This window comes from Micromonospora sp. D75 (genome assembly GCF_018070405.1).
Lineage (GTDB): Bacteria > Actinomycetota > Actinomycetes > Mycobacteriales > Micromonosporaceae > Micromonospora > Micromonospora chalcea.
In genome coordinates this window covers 1-2,103 of sequence record NZ_JAGPXV010000833.1, presented here as the reverse complement: position 1 = coordinate 2,103, position 2,103 = coordinate 1, and the positions used below count along the sequence as shown (strand labels likewise).

The window sequence follows — 2,103 nt, the reverse complement described above, 5'->3', positions numbered from 1 at the left end:
GGCGCTGGCGGACGTGCTGCGCGACGGGGCGACGCTGCTGCTGCTCGGGGCGGCGCTGGTGCTCGGCGCGGCGCTCTTGCTCTCGCTCGGCGTCGGCGTCGGCTCCTCGGGCGGGCTGGGCGGCGTGCTGGGCGTCGGGCTGGAGGTCGTCGGGTCCGGCGTGGGCGTGGTCGGCCTCGGGGTGGTCGGCGTCGGCCTGGGGGTCGTCGGCGTCGGCTTCGGCGTGGTGGGCGTCGGCTTCGGCGTCGGGGACGACGGCGGCGGGGTGGTCGGCACGGGCGGCGGGGGAGCCGGGGTGGCCGGGGCGGCGACGGCTCCGATCACCCGGGTCGCGGCGTAGAGCCGGGACCAGCGGACCACCGAGATCTTGACGACGTCGCCGGTCCGGGGCGCCTCCACCATCTTGCCGTTGCCGATGTACATGGCGACGTGGTGGATGCTCGTCCAGCTGCTGCTGGAGGCGAAGAAGAGCAGGTCGCCGGGGAGCAGCGCGTTCGGTGAGACGGTGCGGGAGCGGGTGGCGTAGTACTGGTCCTTCGCGACCCGCGGCAGGCCCTTGTAGCCGGCCGACCGGTAGGAGGCGAGCACCAGGCCGGAGCAGTCGAACCGGTCCGGGCCCTCGGCGGCCCAGAGGTAGGGGTCGCCGAGCTGGGCGAGGGCGTAGCGGACCGCGGCGAGCGCCTTGGGGTCCGCCGCCAGACCGTCGATGCTCTGGTTGACGACGTACGAGCTGCCGAGCTGCTGCTCGGCGGCGTCGGCCAGGCGCTCGATCTCGAGCAGCTTGGCGGCGTTCTCCTTGCGCAGCGCGACGAGCGTCGTCTCCTGCTTGCGCAGGTCGGTCTCGGCGCGGGTGAACTCGGCGGCCTTCTCGGTCGCCCGGCGCTGGGCCGAGTCGTGCGCCTCCCGGGCGATCCGCTCGGCGTTCGTGGCCCGGAGGAGTTCGCCGGTCACCGACGTGGTGGCGCCCTCGGCCTTGTCGCCCCGGGTGATGCGCTGGAGGTTGGCGAAGTCACGCAGGCTGGCGCCGAACTCGCCCGGCGGCAGCGCCGCGTCGGCCTTGACCGCGTCGGCGGCGGCGCTCTTGGCGTTCTCCTGGGCCCGGGTGAGCGCGTCCTCGGCTTCCTTGAGCCGGGTGGCGGACTGGGTCAGCTCGGCCTGTGCGGCGTCCCGCTCGCCCTTGATCCGCAGCATTTCCTCGCCCAGCAGCCCGACCTGGGCGTCGAGCTGGTTGATCTGCGCGATCAGCGGGCCGTCGGCCGGGTTGGTGACGCCGGTGGTGCCGCCCGGCAGGCCCGGGACGGTTACTCCGGGCGCGCCCGGAACGCTGCCGGGCAGGCCGGGGACGCTGCCGGGCAGTTGCAGGGGGCCGGTGACCTGGGGGCGGGAGCCGGTGCTGGGCACGGTGTCGGGCAGCGGGTCGGCCCAGGCCGGGGTGGCGAGCGCCGCCGCCGCGACCGCACCGAGGAGGGCGGACCAGAGGGCCGGACGCAGGACCGGTGAGATCACCGGCTGCCGGCCTCGTCGCCGCCGGGCCTTGGTGCTGTCGGACATTCCGCTCCCCGTCCGGTCTGGTGCCCGCCACGCGAGGTGGGGCGTGTCAGGACAGGACGGCACTGGTGTGTGTTCCGCCCCACCCTGTCTTACCTCACCGTCGCAGCGATGTCGATGTGCGGAGAGTGACGGCGGGTGAACTGGCTCGACCACGTCGGCGGCTGGTCGGACCCGCGACGTACGCTCGATCGGGAACCCAGGGGGAAGGACGTGGCTTTCGGATGGACGCCGGACTCAAGCGCGAACTCGAAGCGAAGGTGTACGCCGGGGAGCGGTTGACCCGCGAGGACGGCATCGCCCTCTACGACAGCGACGACCTGACCTGGCTGGGCCGGCTGGCCCACCACAGGCGTACGGAGCTCAACGGCGACCGGGTGATGTTCAACGTCAACCGGCACCTGAACCTGACGAACGTCTGCTCGGCGTCGTGCGCGTACTGCTCGTTCCAGCGCAAGCCGGGCGAGAAGGACGCCTACACGATGCGGATCGACGAGGCGGTCCGTAAGGCCAAGGAGATGGAGGACGAGCAGCTCACCGAGCTGCACATCGTCA

General features: G+C 73.2%; 1 protein-coding gene and 1 pseudogene. One reads left to right on the top strand and one right to left on the bottom strand.

Annotation, left to right across the window (positions count from 1 at the left end):
- Nucleotides 1-1,551: C40 family peptidase (locus KBX39_RS29680; RefSeq protein WP_210873697.1), on the bottom strand; the 1,551-nt coding region annotated here is incomplete at its 3' end.
- Between the two features lie 221 nt (nucleotides 1,552-1,772).
- Between KBX39_RS29680 and KBX39_RS29675 the strand changes: the two are divergent.
- Nucleotides 1,773-2,103: pseudogene (locus KBX39_RS29675) on the top strand (aminofutalosine synthase MqnE); the annotation flags it as partial.